Here is a 16,149-nt window from a genome sequence, read left to right as displayed (position 1 = left end):
CTTATATTAATAAGGCAATAATTATTACAGCTTTAAGAAACAAAATGCTCTGGTATATGGGCTTTTTCTCAAAACAATAATTATTTGATTGCCGTTTTAATAACAATCTTCCCGCGTCATCATAGGTAAAGCTTGACGTTGTGCCTTTTTTATCGGTTGCTGATATCTTTCTTCCGGCAGCATCGTAAGCATAGGAAACATATTTACTGTTTGTGTCGGTTTCCCTTCGCCACTCGGCAAGGGTGTAATATTGTATGCCAAGCTGACTTGCCGCCTTCTTTACGCCGATTCCATCTGACAATTTCAAGGCCTCTTCCCTAAATTCTTTGCTATACTTCTTCATCTTCTGACACCTTTCTTCTGACTTTTATTTTATCAGTTTTTTGGGTGTCTGTCGACTCTACTTACAGGATATCACTCCACAATATGCCTTCGGATTTTTCACTATATAATAACATAAAGGCGGTGTTAGCATGCGTAAAAGCGGCGGAGAGTATTTCATCTCTCCGCCGCTTGGTTATTTAATCTGTTCCTTATAACTTTTTCTCATTGACCGCGATCCATATCTCGCAGGTGTAGTCCGGGTCTTGTACATTATCCGATGGATAAACCTCAAGCTCGATACCGCTGCCATATTCATAGGTACTGCTTTGCGGGAAAAATTCGGTACAAATCTTCTTGTAGGTATCCTTAAATGCGTCCGGCATCTTTCCACGACACGTAAAAACAGCATAGGTATACGCAGGAATTTCTACAATATCAAGATCCTTGTCCGTTATTGATGTGCCGTTATACTCCGTCCCGATTCCGTATGGAAAGCCTGAATCCGCCATCTCTCCTGAGAAGCATATGCCAAGAACACCTTTCAAATTGTCAAACTTACCGTATTTACAGAGTTTTTGCATGGTTCCGTTCTGCCCGCATTCTTTCCAGAATGCCGAAATGTCAGCAGTGGCGGTATCTCCCTGCGGCTTGTTGACTTGCTTCTTTTTGCATATCACCTTGAATGCGTCTCGTTTCTCAATTCTGTAATCCATTATACTGCCTCCTGATAAAATAAGTTTTACGGCTAGTCTGGAAAAGGATTTGACATTGCCACCCTGACGCGCTTCTTTGGGTGTTATACCGTGGAATCTCGTAAATGCGCGAGTAAAGCTTTCCGGTGTGTCATAACAGTATCTGAGTGCGATATCAATAATCTTTCTGTCTGTTTGCATCAGCTCCTCCGCCGCGAGCGCCATACGCCGCATCCGGATGTAATCACCGAGCGAGTAACCGCAGAGCATACCAAACATTCGTTGAAAATGAAACGATGACGAATAGGCCTGCTTCGCCACTGTTTCAAAATCTATTTTATCCATGAGATGTAATTCGGTATAATCAAGCGCCCGTTGTATTCCTGTAATCCAATCCAAATTCAAGACCTCCTTCCGTATATGAGTATTTTATCAGCATAAAATCCTATCTTCTTGACTTTTTATGCGAAGCGGTGTCAGAGCGATTCTATCACTTTATATTTATTACTCGGCATTTAAATATCACCGCTAAAAGAGAGAAAAGGCTCTGGAATCACTGTAAGTATATTATTCTATGTTATATTTATTAGGAATTATAATAATTTTTTGTTGACAATTTAGATATAATGTGTTAACATATTTATGTGGGCACAGTTTTCATCAGTGATTTATATTTTTAATATAAAGCTAAAAAAATTTTTGAAAGGGAAATACCATGAAAAAAAGAAAGTCCATTGCGGTAATCATCGCCGTTCTGCTGCTGTTCTCAATTGTTGCGGCAGGATGTCAACCTCAAACGCCTGACACAGCGCCTCAGACAAACATCACCGGAGCAACAGAAACAGTATCAGATGAAACAACCGGCGCAAAAGAACCTGAACTAAAAGTCGCCGACGATGTCAATTTCGGAGGCGAGGATTTTTTAATTCTTGTTCCGAAATCCGGCGGATATGCTATGTTTAACGATTTTACTCCAACTGAGGGCAACACCAACGACGCAGTCAACGACGCTAATTTTGAAAGAAAAGAAAAGCTTAAAACGCTTTATAATGTAAATATTACAGAAGTAATATCCGGCAGTGTCTCCGCGGATGCCCGTGCTGATATTTCCAGCAACAACGGAACATATGATGCGATTCATATTCAACTTGATCAAGTCGCTCCTCTTGCTCAGGAAGGATTTTTTATTGACCTTGCTTCACTTGATACAATGGATCTGACCAATCCCTGGTATACAAAGAGCTTTGTCGATCAGATGTCCATTGCTCATAAACTATTCTTTGTACTCGGCGATATATCAACAGTTGATAACGACGGTATCGCCGCAATTATGTTCAACAAAGGAATGGTTTCTGATAACAATCTTGAAAGCCCGTATGAACATGTAAAAAACAATACATGGACTATGGATACAATGTATGATATGTGCAAGGGAGCGTATAAAGATCTCAACGATGACGGCAAAGGTACCGGCAAAGATCAATGGGGCTATCTTGCCGCATACGGCAGTATAATATTTCAAATAACCGGCTGCGGAATGCATTTATGTGAAAAAGATGAAAATGATATTCCTTATCTCACCGCTTACAGCTCAAAGAATACCGAAATAGTTGACAAAGTTCTGGAATTATTTACGGATAAAACCACAACTCTTCACGTCGACGAAATTCCATCATCAGAATGTGGCGGTGTCAGCGCATATGAATATGGCAACACCATTTTCATGGAAAACAGAGTCATGTTCCGTCAAACAGCCATGTACAGAATTATCCAATGCCGTGTCATGGAAGAAGAATTCGGAATTCTTCCATATCCGAAATATGATTCGGAACAGGAAAATTATGCTCATGGTTTCAGTTACGCAACCCCGGTTATAACAATTCCAAGATATTCAGAAGATCCCGAAGCGGCAGGAGCGGTTATCGAAGCACTGTCTTATTACGGCAGGACAATTGTTCGTCCGGAATACTATAACAGAGTCCTTAAAGGCATTGTTGCCCGTGATGAAGAAAGCCAGTTCTGTCTCGATATTATATTTGATACCGCTTACTATGATCTTGGCGTCGTACTTGATGTAGGTGATCTTGATGCGAAGCTTGCGGCCATGGTTCCCAAAGCTACAAACACTTTTGCTTCAGATTACGCAGCGGTCGAAGAATCAGCCAAAACACAGCTTCAGAAATATATAGACAATTACGAGAGTATAATCAATTGATTACTACTGCGGTAATTCTATAATCATTATTAATTCAAAGTGCATCCTTTATCTCACGGATTGCCCGGTCATTACATGCAGTGAGCTTGCGGCTTAATACGCTTGACAACATGTTCCCGCGACCGGTTTTCCATCAGTAATATTAGTTCATACCTGACAACCATAAAAACCGGAACGACTATTGCCGCTCCGGTTTTTTGTTTTGGTGCGCCCGGCAGGCGCGTTTACTCGGCGATTTAATAATGCCCGCTTATAGAGAAAAAAGGCTCTGTATATGGGCTTTCTCTCTTTAAAACAAAAATATTTATTGCCGTTAATGTTTATTTTTCGTTGATAGGCATGAACTTTGTTACCGTACGCTCTTCTCCGTCCGCGGAAACGGTTTTTATAAGGACTGCATATCCGGGAACATCCATGTAATACATTGACCGAGAAGCAGCGATTATTTCGTCAAATTCTTCAGGGTTCGCTGTTTTTGTTAATGATAATAAATTGGTCATATCAATATCGTATTTTGATTTAAAGCATCTGCTTGCCGCTGATTGCTTTTGATAATTATTATAATTATTATAATTATCATTCTTATTATATATAAAAGCGGGAATCCTGTATAACTCCACGCTTTTTATTTGATACGGAAGTTTATAATACTTATCATATCCTTTTGACTTAAGCCAGGATATTACGCTTTCATCATCATCATAAATATAATAGTAATCAGAATTAAAACTAAAACTAGAATATCTATCAAGCATATTATATCGTGATAATATTATAATCGCAATACAGTTTTTTTCCGGATAATACCTTCTTTGCACCGTTTCTTTACTTTTATCGAAGCAAATCATGCTCATCAACTCTTTTTCATCACATAACTCCAAATCAAACTCTGTAATATTTGTGAGTAATGGATCTGAAACTGAGAAATGATTTGTACTATAATAATATTCATCGCTACACTTTTTTATGTAATATTCTCTATATTCATCGGTTTCATCAAAATATAAGAGCTTTGAGAGAGTGGACAGCTTCATAATCGGATAAAACCTGATTGTTTTTTGTCCGTCTTTTCCTTCATATTCTATATACACATCAACAAACACTTTTGTGTCAGAATATGGATCTGCATCTGTATATGTAACCTCGGAACAACCTTCTTTAATTATTTCTTTATGTATTTCAGTTACTTTTTCAATAGATGAGATCGAAGTTAATGAAATCATAACTTCAGGACCCGATTTATAAGTGTTTAATAAACCGCCGTAACTACCACTTCCTAAATTATTTACATTTTGAGGATCACCTTTATATGTAATTTTAACAGATTTTATGGAATTAACATCAGGTACTTTTGATGCATATCCGAAACCGCCCGTAAAAAGACATACCATAAATGCAGCCGATGTCAATGCTTCCACAGTAAATATTAAACTATTCTTCTTTATACGTCTAATTCCTGAATCATATATAAGATATATCAACGACGATATCAGAAAAGCAAATAAGAAAAATGCAATTACAGTAACATAGCTTCTTCCGGCAATAAAAATCAGAGAAGCAAGCGAAAGAGAAAATACTGCCGAAGTTAAAACAGTCGCGGGAAGGAATTTATTTGGCTTTTCGCAATGTTCGGCTTTTTTATTTCTGAAAAGCATATACGAAATAGTTATAATAGCCAAAGATAAAAGTAGAACAACGATTACTCTTGAATAATCAACTTTAAAATATTTAATCAATTCCTCTTTAGAAATATCTGTTTCAAAATTTGAATAAGAAAACAAACGTAAATCCGAATTCAAAGCTGTAAATAATGAAAAGCTAAAATATCGTGAAAAAATATCTTGCATTTCTACGCTGTTATTCAGTCTTATATAGTTAGGTGAACCATATAGGAATGCCGAGGTGATGTTCCTCCAGAAAAGTAATATCCCAAAATGTGCGCAATAAAGAGAAACCGAGGTAAAAATATATTCAATGATTCTGCCGCTTACAACAGCCGCAAGCACAAAGGCTGAAAATGCAGCCAAAGATATGGTTATCATATTTATGAAAAAGTAAAACGAATTTCTTAAAAATAACTCCGTAAATCCATATTTTGTTATATTCATAATATATGAAGCCATGAAAGCAATAAAACAAGGGATTATAATAGATAATATGCCAAATACGAATCTTGATACAAAAAGCCCGCCGCGTGATAATCCTCCGAGCATATAAAAATCGGCGCTTCTTTTTTTGAATAAAAATCCAAACATAACACACGCTGTAAAAGCAGCTATCACAGCAAGTATATACGGCAAAATAATCGAAATAACTGATGTAGTGAATGCGTACTTAGGTCCATCGCCTTCTGTTAAATTATAAAGCGAATTCGGTATGGCCACATTCAACACCGGCATTAATATAACTAGGAAAACCATATTGCATACCGGAAGCCACGCATACCTTTTTATTACATGCCATATCGCATGACGATGTATTTTATTTACTGAAAAGTCCTTCAACATTGATTTTTTTACCCTCCGTTTCGTAAATAAATATTTCTGTAAGTGACATTCCATATTCGTTCATGGACAGTATTTCAGCGTTCTGAGACGCGGCGGCTTTTATTTTTTCGATGCCGTCTTTACTTGCGAATACTATGCATGTTCCTTCAAAACGTGCCGATTTATATTGAATACCCTTCAGCAGCTCTTCTGAAGCCGTTTTATTAAAAATGATCTGGTATTTTTTTATTTCGCTTTTTAGCGTATCGATATCACAGCTGAAAACAAGCTTTTTCCCGTTCAGCATTCCGATTGTGTCGCATATGTTTTCAGTTTCATATAAATTATGAGACGCGACAATAACTGATGCCCCGGTATCGGCCATATACTCCGTTATCAATCCGCTGACAAGAGTCCGACATATCATCAAGCACGCAATTTGGCAGAAAATAAAAATCATCCGTCACATAAAACATCTCCCTCATTGCCTCCGGGCAATTAAACGGGCTTCGGATACCTCCCGAAGAATCAATTTCGATCTTTCCTCCGTCCGGCTTGTATAAGCCGCTTGCCAAATTTAAAAGTGTGGTCTTCCCCGCTCCATTGTATCCAATAAGCCCATACACCGACGAATCATTGACAGAAAGAGTTATTCCATCAAGAGCCGGAACGCCGTCAAATATCTTGGATACTCCGTTAACTCTAATCATTTATTACCCTCCTCAGTTTTATATACATGGTTAATGATTTTCGTTGCTTCGTCCTCATTGATACCCGCTGCTTTTGCGACAGCAGCGGCCTCTGTCAAAGCAGCCGTCGCGTTTTTTATTGCCGCGTGATTTCTGACCGCTCCTTTTGCAATGAAGCTCCCGCTGCCGATCACGGTTATAATCACTCCGTCTCTTTCAAGATCGGAAAACACTTTTTTAACCGTGTTGAAATTAATACTAAGTTCAGAAGATATCATCCTTATCGAAGGCAGCCTGTCTCCCGGTTTTAATGCTCCGCAGGAGACAAACGAAAGTATTTGCGTCTTAATTTGCTCAAATATGGGTGCCTTGCTTGTATAATCGATTACAAACACTTTAATCCCTCCATAAGTGTGCTACCTGTTATAGCACACTTATAATATCACCGTAAAAAGCAGATGTCAATAGAAAAACAAATAATATATTATAAAAATTGAGGATAATATCCATGGCAAGGAATTTGGTTCATCATTGAGATTATAAGAATTCAGAGATTGCTTCTGCTTAAAGAAGAAAAGGCTCTGGCATATGGGCTTTTCTCTCTTATAAAACAAAGCTTATTTTAATGCCGTTTTAATAATCGTCGCGTTGTAAAATACATAATTCTAACGAACAAAGCTGCGATAAACTTTTTTGAGTTTATCGCAGCTTTGTTCTAATGTATCAGGCATTTATATCTTTGATTGATTCAAGTACGCTTTTCTTTGCATTTATTAAATGCTGTTCGGTGAGCTTTTTAGCGCCGGCTCCATCTCTTGCCCGCATCGCTTCATATATGAGCCGATGCTCCTCAACAGATAAGGCTGTACGCTGTTCTGTTTTAAACGAAAGCTCCCGGGCACGGGCGACATAACTATGAAAATTTGATAAAACATGCTTTAGGATTCTGCTTTTACATGCGTCGTATATTATAGTATGAAATCTTCCATCGAGCTGCCATACCTGAATATAATCATTTTTTACTGCATAAAATTCCTGAAGCTCCACGATTTCTCTAAGCTGCTCTATCTCATTGTCGCTGATATGCTCGGTCGCCCATTCCGCGGCAAGTCCTTCCGTAAAAATACGAATAGTATACATATCATCTATATCAGCAACGGATATTCCTATCACCACGGCGCCCTTGTTAGGTATGGTTCTCACAAGCTCATCATGCTCAAGCTGACGGATTGCCTCTCTTACGGGAGTCCGGCTCACGCCAAGCTCCTGCGAAATTTTTGTTTCTATCAGACTTTCTCCGGGAACAAGCGTTCCTTCGAGAATCGCATCCCGAAGCTCCGTATAAACGGCGTTGAACAGAGAATTAGTGTTAGTGTTCCCAATGAACTTCATATATGTGTTATTAATCCTCCGAAGGAATTATTCCTTCGATGTCAGATGTCCTGGCGATAGAAACCAATTCTTCATTGCTCATTACTGTTTGGCGCCCGTTTTCGTATTCGCTGTCAATGGCAGCTTTCATTCTTTCAACAACGGCAGCCTTTTTATCAATACGGGATTCTTCCAGAATGGCGAAATAATTATTAAGCCAATATGCAATTCCGGCTGCTCCGGAAGTATTGGAAATAGCAACGGAAGCGGGACGATTAAGGATCGCTCTGGTGTCGAAGATGTTATATATTTCTTCATCCTTTAACAGACCGTCCGCATGTATGCCCGCCTTTGTGAGATTGAAATGCTCGCCCACAAAAGGAGTCATTACAGGTATTTCATATCCGATTTCTTTTTTATAATAATCTGCGATTTCAGTTATTACGCGCGTATCCATTCCGTCGGTGGTTCCGCGAATTGAAGCATATTCAAATACCATTGCCTCCAGCGGTACGTTGCCAGTACGTTCACCGATCCCAAGCAGTGAACAGTTAACCGCGCATGCTCCGTAGAGCCATGCGTATGCAGCATTGGTCACACCTTTGTAAAAATCGTTATGTCCGTGCCATTCAATAAGCTCCGAAGGAACGTCGGAATAATGCTTAAGTCCGTATATTATTCCGGGTACGCTGCGTGGCAATGACGCGCCTGGATATGTCACACCGTAGCCCATGGTGTCGCACGCGCGGATTTTGACTGGGATTTTTGACTGACGCGAAAGATCCATTAGCGCATTTGCAAAGGGCACGACGAAGCCGTAAAAATCAGCCCGTGTGATATCTTCAAAATGACATCTCGGAGATAATCCGGCCTCAAGAGCGTCATGGATAACAAACAGGTAATGTGTCATAGCCTGCTGACGAGTAAGTCCGAGCTTTTTGAATATATGATAATCCGAACAGCTGACAAGGATGCCTGTCTCTTTTATGCCAATATCTTTTACAAGCTTAAAGTCATTCTTGTTCGCTCTGATCCATGTTGTTATCTCCGGAAATTCATATCCGAGTTCCATACATTTTTCAAGCGCTTCACGGTCTTTTTTGCTGTAAACAAAAAATTCTGTTTGTTTGATAATGCCGTTGGGTCCGCTGAGCCGGTGAAGCATGTCGTATATTTTAACAATCTGTTCTACTGAATAAGGCTTTAATGACTGCTGACCGTCACGGAATGTAGTATCCGTGATCCAGAGCTTTTCCGGCGTTTCCATCGGGACGCGACGAAAATTGAAGGGCACCTTCGGAACCTCAGTGTATGGGTAAATTTCTCTGAAAAGGTTCGGCTCGGCAACATCCTGCAGAGTGTATTTATATGTATCCTGCTCCAATACATTCGTCTTTTTTGAAAATTCTATCATCTTTGGCTCCTTTAGGTGAATTCCCGTATCTTTGTATGATTGTATACAATCATACTGTTATCTCTATTATACTTTATATACGACTGTTTTTCAATACATTGTTATTACATATTATTCAGATTAACTTTTGCTATATTTATGCATCATGATCATTATTATATATTTAATAATGTATCCGAGAGGATATAAGCATATATCAAAGCTTGTTCTCTCTTTAAGCGATAATTATTTAAATGCCGAGTTAATAAGTACGTTAATAATTTTTTTCTGATTTTGAGCTAAATACAAATTTATTGCTATTTCTTTTGAATATGTCTTGACAAAATATTGAACCTGATATATCATTGATTCATCAAAATAGCAGAGTAGATGTATTCGCGCCGGCGGGTTATACCGCCACAGTGCCGAGCGGACGGGGAGTTGCCGCGCGGACGAATAGAAGCGTTTTTAACGCCTCTTGCGGTGAATATGTCGCATCCCGCTGCTGCATTACGGAGTATCTATCTCCTGTGCGGCAACGCAAATCTGCCACAGGAGGTTTTTTTATGCAAAATATTTCACCAACCCCCAGAATTTCCAAAGCATCGCAAAGCCGCGTACTGTTGCGCAAAATCACTCTTTCGGCTGTTTTTCTCGCTCTCGCGCTGGTCTCAAAGTTGTTTCTTTCCATTTCGCTTCCTATGTTGGGAGCCAATGGAATGCGTATCGGCTTTGCCGGCATTTTTACTGCTTTCCCGGCAATATTGTTCGGACCGTTTTACGGCGGCGCCGTGTCAGCGCTGTCGGATTTATTGGGTGCAATGATTAAGCCGGACGGAGCTTATATTCCGTGGCTCACTCTAACCGCATTTTGCGGAGGATTTATTAAAGGTCTGTTATGGCGTCTTTTAACAAAAAAGGAAAAATACAAGCCTGCTTTTTCCCGCTCAGCGGTCGGAGCTGTCCTCGCTGTGCTTGTAGTATTCGGTTTTTCAACACAGCTTTCTTTAAAATCAGATGGAATTTCCAATAGCTTTTTTGCGGTAAAAGATAATTTACCCACACGCGGAACGCTTGAGGATAAGAATATCGGATTTTTATCTTCAGTTGCAGTTTCTCTTGCAAAATACAACAATGATACGATAACTCTTTCATCGGCTCCGGATACAGCCGAAATTACTATACCGTCTTTTGTAACGGTCGACGGTTATCAATCCGCCGTAACCAAGCTTGACAAAGATGCTTTTTCGAATAATACAAGCCTTGATAGGATAACGATTCCGGCTCAGATTAAAACAATTCCAAATGGTATTTTTTCTGGCATCGATGGACTTGTAATTTACGGTAAAGCCGGTTCCGAAGCCCAAAAATTTGCCAATAATGCCGGCATTGAATTTGTAAAAATCGATAATCAACCTGATTTTACATCAATATTAAGCTCAAGTTCATATGAAGCCGACGGATTCGTCTTCAAATCAAGCGATACCTTCAGAAAGTATCTTGCCGGTTATATTAATTTGATAACGGTCGGATTCGAAGCCGCCGCGCTTTTAGGCGGACTGATAATTCTGATTGATTGTATTATCAAATCCAAACGCCGCTCCAGCATATTGTCAAGCGGAAACCCGGCAGACAACGCAAACGGATTTGAATTCTTAAGAATTTTTATCTGTGTGGTATGCGCCGGTGTGTTTGTCACAACAATAAATACGGAAATACTGCGTATTTTCCTTCCCGCTTGGGTTGGCAGAGAATTTTTGATTTTATTGCTGCCACGAATCGCCGAAGAAATTGTGATTAACCTTGTACACGCATATTTTATAGCAATTCTATATGGAGTATATAAGATAAGAATATTAAAAAGCAAAGGATCCGACAATATATAAAATCAATGATTATAAATAATAACGCATTACCGGATTTTTCAAGAACCGAGCTTCTTTTAGGAGCCGGATCGTTGAGAACGCTCTCCGCCGCTAGAGTTTTCGTATTCGGCATAGGCGGGGTCGGATCGTATTGCGCCGAGGCTCTTGCCCGTGCGGGAATCGGAAACCTAGTGTTTATCGACAGCGATACTGTTGAGAGCTCAAATATAAACCGTCAGCTCATCGCGCTTACCTCCACGGTCGGAAAATATAAAGCCGAGCTGATGAAAAGCCGCGCACTCGATATAAATCCGGACGCATGTGTTACTGCCATATGTAAATTTTTCAACGCGGAAAACGCCGGAGAGTTTGATCTTTCCGGCGCTGATTATATAGTTGATGCTATCGACAGTGTTCCTTCAAAGCTATTGCTGATCGAAACCGCAAAAAAATCGGGTATCCCGATTATCAGCTGTATGGGAGCGGGAAACAAGCTTGATCCGACGAAATTCGTTGTCTCGGATATTGAAAATACCGCCGTGTGTCCTCTGGCCAAGGTGATCAGAAAAGCTCTCCGAGAACGCGGAATAACCGGTGTCAAGGTAGTTTATTCGACCGAACCGCCAAAAAAGCAGAACTTTTCCGCTCAGGTTAAGCCACTGACCGCAAGTGCGCCATTTGTCCCCGGTGTAGCGGGGCTTATAATTGCAGGAGAAGTAATAAAGGATATCTGCTCTATCAAAGAGAATTAGAATTAAAACTTAAATAAAGCCTTTTGTTAAATATTGGTATAATATCTTATTGGAACAAATTCATATATCATAAGTCTAATATACCATAATTTGTTATTGAAAATTTTCTTATAAATACATAAGCATTATCTGCTTTCACTTTCATGACATTATGATCACCGTCTGTTTTTTAAAGATATCATTATAGAAAGGTATAAACACCATGAAAAAACGATATTTGTTCGCAATAATAGCATTCATATTGGCTGCTGTTTTTATTCTTGCTTCGTGCAGTTCAATCATGAATTCAAGTGAGCAAAAAAGTAGCGCACCCGGTTCAGGCGGCGCGCCATCCTATGATAATGGCTCTTCGACAAACAAAGGCAGCTCAGGTGAATATGAAAGTCCACATCAGTCAGATTATACTTCTGATAAAAATCCGGACGTAACCGCCGGCAGAAAGCTGATCAAAACAGCCGCTTTAACGCTTGAAACACTCGAATACATTAAATCATATAACGCAATTATGGACCGTATTACCTCAGTCGGCGGATATATCGAATCTTCAAACGAACACGGCAGCGGGAAAGCGGGATCGACCCGTAGTTACACTGCCGTAATCCGAGTCCCAGCCGACAAACTCAACGAATTTTTATCCGATCCGGATTCACTGGGTAATGTTAAGCAACTCACGAGCGATACAGACGATGTGACCGATAACTATTTTGATACAGAATCCCGTCTTAATCAATACCGCATACAGGAATCAAGATATCTTGCGCTTCTTGAAAAAGCCGAGAACATGGCCGACATAATAACGCTTGAAAACGCACTGACAAATGTAAGATACAATATCGAATCTCTTACGGGTACACTTAACAAATACGATGCGCTTATCGCTTATTCTACGGTCACTGTCACACTTAACGAAGTATATGATTATTCGAAGGAAGTGAACCCGTCAGATCCGCTTCTTACCAGACTGTTACAGCGTTTAAAGGATTCATGGAAGGCGCTTATTGATTTTGGTGAATTTCTGCTTCTTGCACTTGTCACGGTATTGCCTTTTATCGTCATACCTGTTATAATTATCATTATAATATTTATTGTGCGTAATAAGCGCAAATCCAAAAAGCAGAAAGATGAAGGCAGTAAAAATTAATGGCTGAACTTACCAAGCTTACAGTATCCCCGGATATTTCTGGTCCGGTAGTCGCGATAATTCTCGACGGCGTAGGTCTTGCGCCCATGTCAGAAGGCAATGCCGTCAAACTTGCCCGTACGCCGGTGCTTGACAAATTGATGAATAATTATCCAATGCTCGCCCTCAAAGCTCACGGACGCGCAGTCGGACTTCCCTCCGACGATGACATGGGCAATTCCGAAGTCGGACATAATGCTATCGGAGCAGGACAGGTTTTCGAACAGGGCGCAAAGCTAGTCAGCGTGTCTATCAAATCAAAAGCATTATTTTCCGGACGCGGATGGAGAGAAATAATTACTAATTGCAAAAGCAACGGCTCTACGCTGCATTTTATTGGTCTGTTTTCCGATGGAAACGTTCATTCTCACATTGATCATCTCAAGGCTCTCATAACCGAAGCTAAATCCGAGGGCATCAAGCTTGTCCGTATACATACCCTGCTTGACGGACGCGATGTCGGAGAAACAAGCGCCCTTGATTATATCTTGCCGTTTGAAGCTTTTCTTAATTCTATCAATGACAGCCATTTCAATGCCAGAATAGCATCCGGCGGCGGCAGAATGAACATCACAATGGACAGATATGAAGCCAACTGGGCTATGGTTGAACGCGGATGGCATATACACGTACTCGGCGAAGGAAGACAGTTTCCTTCCGCTGAAGCAGCAGTTAAAACATACAGAGAAGAAACCCATGCGATAGATCAGGATCTTCCCGGCTTTGTCATAGCGGATAACGGCAAGCCTGTGGGGACGATTAACGACGGAGACAGCGTGATTTTCTTTAATTTCCGCGGTGACCGTGCAATAGAAATTTCACGGGCTTTTGAGGAAACAGACTTTACAACCTTTAACCGTGTGCGTTTCCCGAAGGTTTGCTATGCAGGAATGCTCGAATATGACGGCGATCTTCATATTCCCTCCCGTTTCCTTGTAAATCCACCTGAAATTACAAATACAATGGGTGAATATCTCGCCGGCACGGGAGTAACTCAGCTTGCTGTTTCCGAAACGCAAAAATATGGTCATGTCACATATTTCTGGAATGGAAACAAATCCGGCAAATACGACGATAAAACCGAAACATATATAGAGGTTCCTTCTGACATTGTTCCTTTTGAACAACGTCCCTGGATGAAATGCGCGGAAATCACCGATATTCTTGTGGACAGCATAAAATCCGGAAAATACCGTTTTATCCGTGCCAATTTTCCGAACGGAGACATGGTCGGACATACCGGCTCTCTTGACTCAACCATTATAGGAGTCGAGTCGCTTGATATTTGCCTGAAACGTATTCTCGCCGCTGTCGATCAAGCAAAGGGTATTTGCTTAATAACCGCGGACCACGGAAACGCGGATGAAATGTATGAAATAGATAAAAAGACTCACCTTCCCGCAGTCGATAAAAACGGAAATAAAAAATCAAAGACGAGCCATACCTTAAATCCCGTCCCATGTATTATTTATGACAACTACGCAAAGGATTCTTATACTGTAAAATCAGGAAAACAATTCGGGCTTTCAAATATCGCAGCTACGCTTGTAAATTTCATGGGTTATTCAGCTCCGTCCATGTGGGATGAGAGCATGATAGAAATAAAGTAATTTTTAATAAAGCGCCGGAATTCCAAATGGAATTCCGGCGCTCGCTTTTATTATGGAAATCGTTATTAGAAAGCGTCATAGGTAGTAAGGTTGGTAACGCGAAACTGTTTATTGACGGTACTTTTCATGAATTGTCGGCAAGTATATTCAATCATATCTTGATGAATTTACGTATCGCTTCAACCGTAGATCTATTTTAGATTTTTCGAAAACCTGCTGTCTGTTACCATCTCGTCTAACCCCCTATCTGAATTTTTCACTACTGTTTTTTCTGCTCTGTCTGTCACCTTGATATTTTGCAGCTTGTCTGTGTAATGATTTTTCAGTGAGTGTTTCTTTGGCGGCGGGAATTGCTGATCTGGAAAGCCTCTTATTTGGCGTACCATAATGATTATTAGCTGTGGAATGAGGAGCAACCGCTTTTATATCGGTTATACTCCACTGACAAGTTTTTACTGGTATGTTTTTACCTATAAGTTTCTCGACACTACGCCAATAATCCAGTTCCTCGTTGCAGCAAAATGTAATTGCTGTTCCGTCAAGACCGGCACGTCCCGTTCTGCCTATCCGGTGGACATAAGACTCCGCTTCCTCCGGCACATTGTAATTAATAACAAACGGCAATCCGGTTACATCAATTCCACGCGCGGCAATATCTGTAGCCACAAGAACATCGATTCTTCCATCTTTAAACTTTGCAAGCGCCGCCTGACGAGCAGACTGGCTCTTGTTTCCGTGTATCGCCATTGTCTTAATACCGCTTTTTTCTATCAGCCGTGCAACCTGATTAGCACCGCTTTTTGTTCTTGTAAACACCAAGGCTGTCGACACTCCTTGATTTTTTAGCAGATCCAAAAGGAGCGTTATTTTATCAGCTTTACTGATAAAATACACACTCTGGGCGGTTTTATCCACTGTGCTTGAAACAGGCGTCACCTTCACCGTAATAGGATCATTAAGCATGCCGAGCGCCAGAGTTTCAACCTCACTCGGCATGGTGGCAGAAAACAGAAGTGTTTGCTTATTCTTCGGAAGAAGGGATATTATTTTTTTAACATCTTTTATAAATCCCATGTCAAGCATACGGTCAGCTTCATCCAACACAAAGGTCTTAACATACTCAAGATTTACAAATTTTTGGTTTATCAAGTCGTTCAGCCGACCAGGCGTAGCTACAAGTATATCTATACCGGATGACAAAACCTTTACCTGAGGATTCTGGTTCACCCCTCCAAAAATAACAGCAGCACGCAAAGAAAGATTCTTGCCATATAGAACAAAGTTTTCATATATCTGCATAGCAAGCTCTCTTGTGGGTGTGAGTATTAATGCTCTTATCGGGCGGTTGACGGTCCTGCTTTCATCTGAAGTTTCTGTCAGCCTTTGCAGTATAGGCAGTGCAAATGCGGCTGTTTTTCCTGTTCCGGTCTGCGCGCATCCAAGAATATCACGTCCATTCAGGACATGCGGGATTGTTTCTTCCTGTATAGGAGTAGGCGTACTATATCCGGCTTTTTCAATAGCTTTTAAAAGCGGATTCGTTAATTTCATTTCGCTAAATAGCATAATTCT

Annotated in this window: 14 protein-coding genes and 1 riboswitch; of the genes, 5 read left to right on the top strand and 9 right to left on the bottom strand. The window is 40.4% G+C overall.

Annotated features, from left to right (window positions below):
* Position 1: 1 nt before the first annotated feature.
* Together VB118_10305 and VB118_10300 are read right to left on the bottom strand one after the other, a co-directional pair.
* A complete protein-coding gene (locus tag VB118_10305; protein ID MEA4832989.1) occupies positions 2-343 on the bottom strand; it encodes a transposase in 342 nt (113 codons plus the stop codon).
* A gap of 190 nt (positions 344-533) precedes the next feature.
* Positions 534-1,415: an AraC family transcriptional regulator gene (locus VB118_10300; GenBank protein ID MEA4832988.1), complete on the bottom strand. Its 882-nt coding sequence runs from the start codon at positions 1,413-1,415 to the stop codon at positions 534-536.
* Positions 1,416-1,731: 316 nt separating this feature from the next.
* Between VB118_10300 and VB118_10295 the strand changes: the two genes are divergently transcribed.
* Positions 1,732-3,231: a hypothetical protein gene (locus tag VB118_10295; GenBank protein ID MEA4832987.1), complete on the top strand. Its 1,500-nt coding sequence runs from the start codon at positions 1,732-1,734 to the stop codon at positions 3,229-3,231.
* A 320-nt stretch (positions 3,232-3,551) separates the two neighbouring features.
* On the opposite strand, the gene VB118_10290 is transcribed toward VB118_10295, so the two are convergent.
* From VB118_10290 to VB118_10265, 6 genes are all read right to left on the bottom strand, one after another.
* Positions 3,552-5,738, bottom strand: coding sequence for a hypothetical protein (locus VB118_10290; GenBank protein MEA4832986.1), 2,187 nt, complete (start codon positions 5,736-5,738; stop codon positions 3,552-3,554).
* Entirely contained in the window at positions 5,713-6,102 is a 390-nt protein-coding gene (locus VB118_10285; GenBank protein ID MEA4832985.1) for a hypothetical protein, read from the bottom strand. The genes VB118_10290 and VB118_10285 overlap by 26 nt, the downstream gene beginning before the upstream one ends.
* The gene (locus tag VB118_10280) at positions 6,062-6,427 is read right to left on the bottom strand and encodes an ATP-binding cassette domain-containing protein (protein MEA4832984.1); all 366 of its coding nucleotides are present in this window, start codon (positions 6,425-6,427) and stop codon (positions 6,062-6,064) included. Before VB118_10280 ends, VB118_10285 begins: the two co-directional genes overlap by 41 nt.
* Complete coding sequence (locus VB118_10275) at positions 6,424-6,801, bottom strand: GntR family transcriptional regulator (protein ID MEA4832983.1); 378 nt, start codon at positions 6,799-6,801, stop codon at positions 6,424-6,426. Before VB118_10275 ends, VB118_10280 begins: the two co-directional genes overlap by 4 nt.
* Positions 6,802-7,129: 328 nt before the next feature.
* Entirely contained in the window at positions 7,130-7,798 is a 669-nt protein-coding gene (locus VB118_10270; protein MEA4832982.1) for a GntR family transcriptional regulator, read from the bottom strand.
* 10 nt (positions 7,799-7,808) lie between these two features.
* Positions 7,809-9,191, bottom strand: a complete 1,383-nt coding sequence (locus tag VB118_10265) for a 2-isopropylmalate synthase (GenBank protein MEA4832981.1) — start codon at positions 9,189-9,191, stop codon at positions 7,809-7,811.
* A gap of 359 nt (positions 9,192-9,550) precedes the next feature.
* Positions 9,551-9,677, top strand: a riboswitch (THF riboswitch).
* A gap of 59 nt (positions 9,678-9,736) precedes the next feature.
* Between VB118_10265 and VB118_10260 the strand changes: the two genes are divergently transcribed.
* The 4 genes from VB118_10260 to gpmI all read left to right on the top strand — a co-directional run bounded on the left by VB118_10260 (position 9,737) and on the right by gpmI (position 14,577).
* Positions 9,737-11,056 (top strand): folate family ECF transporter S component, encoded by a 1,320-nt coding sequence (locus tag VB118_10260; protein ID MEA4832980.1) that lies wholly within the window; start codon positions 9,737-9,739, stop codon positions 11,054-11,056.
* A 5-nt stretch (positions 11,057-11,061) separates the two neighbouring features.
* Positions 11,062-11,787 carry a tRNA threonylcarbamoyladenosine dehydratase gene (locus VB118_10255; protein ID MEA4832979.1) on the top strand — a complete coding sequence of 242 codons (726 nt, stop codon included), beginning with the start codon at positions 11,062-11,064 and terminating at the stop codon, positions 11,785-11,787.
* A gap of 202 nt (positions 11,788-11,989) precedes the next feature.
* Entirely contained in the window at positions 11,990-12,928 is a 939-nt protein-coding gene (locus tag VB118_10250; GenBank protein MEA4832978.1) for a DUF4349 domain-containing protein, read from the top strand.
* Complete coding sequence (gene gpmI, locus VB118_10245; GenBank protein MEA4832977.1) at positions 12,928-14,577, top strand: 2,3-bisphosphoglycerate-independent phosphoglycerate mutase; 1,650 nt, start codon at positions 12,928-12,930, stop codon at positions 14,575-14,577. The genes VB118_10250 and gpmI overlap by 1 nt, the downstream gene beginning before the upstream one ends.
* 243 nt (positions 14,578-14,820) lie before the next feature.
* On the opposite strand, the gene VB118_10240 is transcribed toward gpmI, so the two are convergent.
* Complete coding sequence (locus VB118_10240) at positions 14,821-16,143, bottom strand: DEAD/DEAH box helicase (protein ID MEA4832976.1); 1,323 nt, start codon at positions 16,141-16,143, stop codon at positions 14,821-14,823.
* Positions 16,144-16,149: the final 6 nt, after the last annotated feature.

Source organism: Oscillospiraceae bacterium (genome assembly GCA_034925865.1).
Taxonomy (GTDB): Bacteria; Bacillota; Clostridia; order Oscillospirales; family SIG627; genus SIG704.
This window is presented reverse-complemented; position numbering and strand designations above follow the sequence as displayed.